The sequence below is a fragment of the Mesorhizobium sp. M7A.F.Ca.US.006.04.2.1 genome, from assembly GCF_004022915.1.
In the GTDB taxonomy this organism is placed as follows: domain Bacteria; phylum Pseudomonadota; class Alphaproteobacteria; order Rhizobiales; family Rhizobiaceae; genus Mesorhizobium; species Mesorhizobium ciceri.
In genome coordinates, this window is the sequence record NZ_RZQA01000946.1 from 1 (window position 1) to 2259 (window position 2259).

The 2259-nt window shown below is 66.1% G+C and carries 1 protein-coding gene and 1 pseudogene; both read right to left on the bottom strand.

What is annotated here, in order from left to right:
• On the bottom strand, window positions 1–969 hold a 969-nt coding region (locus EN925_RS32605), incomplete at its 3' end, for a trimethylamine methyltransferase family protein (RefSeq protein WP_206633053.1).
• 12 nt (window positions 970–981) lie between these two features.
• Window positions 982–2259: pseudogene (locus EN925_RS32610) on the bottom strand (glycine cleavage T C-terminal barrel domain-containing protein); the annotation flags it as partial.

Here is a 2259-nt window from a genome sequence, read left to right on the forward strand (position 1 = left end):
GAAGGCGGGCGCGCCGGATTTCATGTCGACATTGGAGGAGAACGAGCCGTAGACGACCGGCGCACCCGGCCTCACGATCTGCGCCAGCGTCAGCCCGGCCAGCGCTTCGGCATGCTGCAGCGTCAGCGCGCCGGCGACCGTTATCGGCGCCATGGCGCCCGCCAGGCAGAACGGCGTGATGACGGAGACCTGCCCCGCGCGAGCGAAATCGATGATGCCTTGCGCCATCGGAATGTCGAGCTGACGCGGCGAGTTGGTGTTGATGACGGTGTAGCAATGCGCGCTTGCCAGAAACTCCTCTTCCGACAAGCCGCGCGCCAGCCGCAGCATCTCGAACCCGTCCTCGACTTGCGGCGTTCCGCGCGCGAAGACGAACGGGAGCTTGTCCGACAGCGTCAACTGCGCGCGGTTGACGGCATAGTGCCGAAAGCGGTTGTCGACATCCTGAGGTTCGATGCAGGGCCCCAGCATATGCAGCACATCGAAATGCTGCACCAGCCGCATCAGATCCTCGAAATCCGCCAGTGTTCCCGGCCGCCGGCCGCGCTCGAGATCGGTGACGTTCGGCGCCCCGCACCCGGCCAGGAAGGTCATCGAGCCGAGCTCCAGCGTCAGATCGCGGGCGCGCGAACCGGCGTAAGCGTGGATCGACTTCGGCGCCGAGGCGAGTGCCGCCGTCACCATGTCACGGCCGATGCGCACCATGTCGGTGTCTGGATCGACCAGGGCGCCGGCATTGGCAAAATGCTCACGCGCTTGCGGCAGCAGCACCTTGATGCCGAGCTCTTCCAGCACCCGCAGCGCCGTGTCGTGGATCGAAGCCACCTGGTCGTCCGAAAAGATCGGCTGCGGCAGGAACGGGTTCTTCAGCGAATGGTAATTGGGACGGCGGCTGCTTTCGCTACCGGCCTCGCCCGTGCGTCCACGCCGGCGCTCGCGCCTGCCGTCCCGTGCCGCGTCATCGACCATCGGAAATCCTCCTCATTGCCGCATTGCCTTGCCCAGGGGATCGTAGGGCGAGGCCGCGACGACACGCGCCGGCCGTTCCTCACCTACGACATGCACGGAGAGCGCGGTGCCCTCGCCCGCGAAATCGCGGTCGACCAGAGCCAGCGCCAGGCTCTTGCCGACCGTATAGCCATAGCCGCCCGAGGTGACGAAGCCGACGCGTCGGCCCTGATGCCAGACAGGCTCAAAACCGCTGGCATCGGCGTCGAGCGCATCGATTTCCAGCGTCACCAGGCATTGGCCGCTGCCGGCCTCCCGCTGTTTCAACGCTGCTTCGCGGCCGATGAAGTCGCTCTTGCCGAAAGCGATGAAGCGGTCGAGACCGGTCTGGCCCGGCGTATAGCCTTGCGTGAATTCACGCGACCAGATGCCAAAGCTCTTCTACAGCCGCAGCGCATTGAGCGCATAGTAGCCGATTTCAGCAAGGCCCAGATCCTCGCCCGCAGCCAGCAGCGTGTCGCGCAACGTGGCGTGCATGGTCACGGGGCAACTGATTTCGAAGCCGAGTTCGCCCGCGATCGACAGCCGCGCCACACGTGCCTGCACCATACCGATGTCGAATGCGCCACAGGCCATGAACGGCAATGCTGCGCCGGAAACATCCTGATGCGTCGTGCGCTCCAGAATCTCCCGCGCATTCGGCCCCGTGAGCAGGAAGCCGCTCATCGTGTCGGAGAGGTCGGCGATGGTGACGCCCTCCGCCGCATGGCTCTCGAACCAGCGCATATGGAATTCCCGGAGATAGTAGGAGCCCATCAGCCAATAAGAGCCGCCGCCCCAGTTGAAGACGGTGAGGTCGCCCTTCAGCCGTCCGTCATGGCCGAGCATCGGCGCCAGGCCGGCCCGCCCCGCCTTCGGCAATCGGCAGGCGAGCAGCCGGTCGAGCCACGCCTCCGCACCCAGCCCCGACACCGCATAGCGCGCATAGGCCGAGATATCGACGAGGCCGGCGGCGCGCCGCACCTGCAGCGCCTCCTCGCCGACGATGTCGAAGGCGTTGGAGCGCCGCAGCGTCGTGCTCTCGGCAAATCCCATCGGCGCGAAATAGGCCGGGATTTCCAGCCCCCAGGAAGCCGTCCATTCGCATCCCGCCGCGCTCATGCCGTCATAGGCGCCGGGGCGTTTCAGCGGCCGGCCGGCGGGCAGCCGTTCATTGGGAAAGGTCATGACGAACCGGCGCGAATAGAACTGGCGCGTCGTCTGCCTGAGATATTCGCGGTTGGCGGCGAAGGCACCGTAGCGAGCGATATC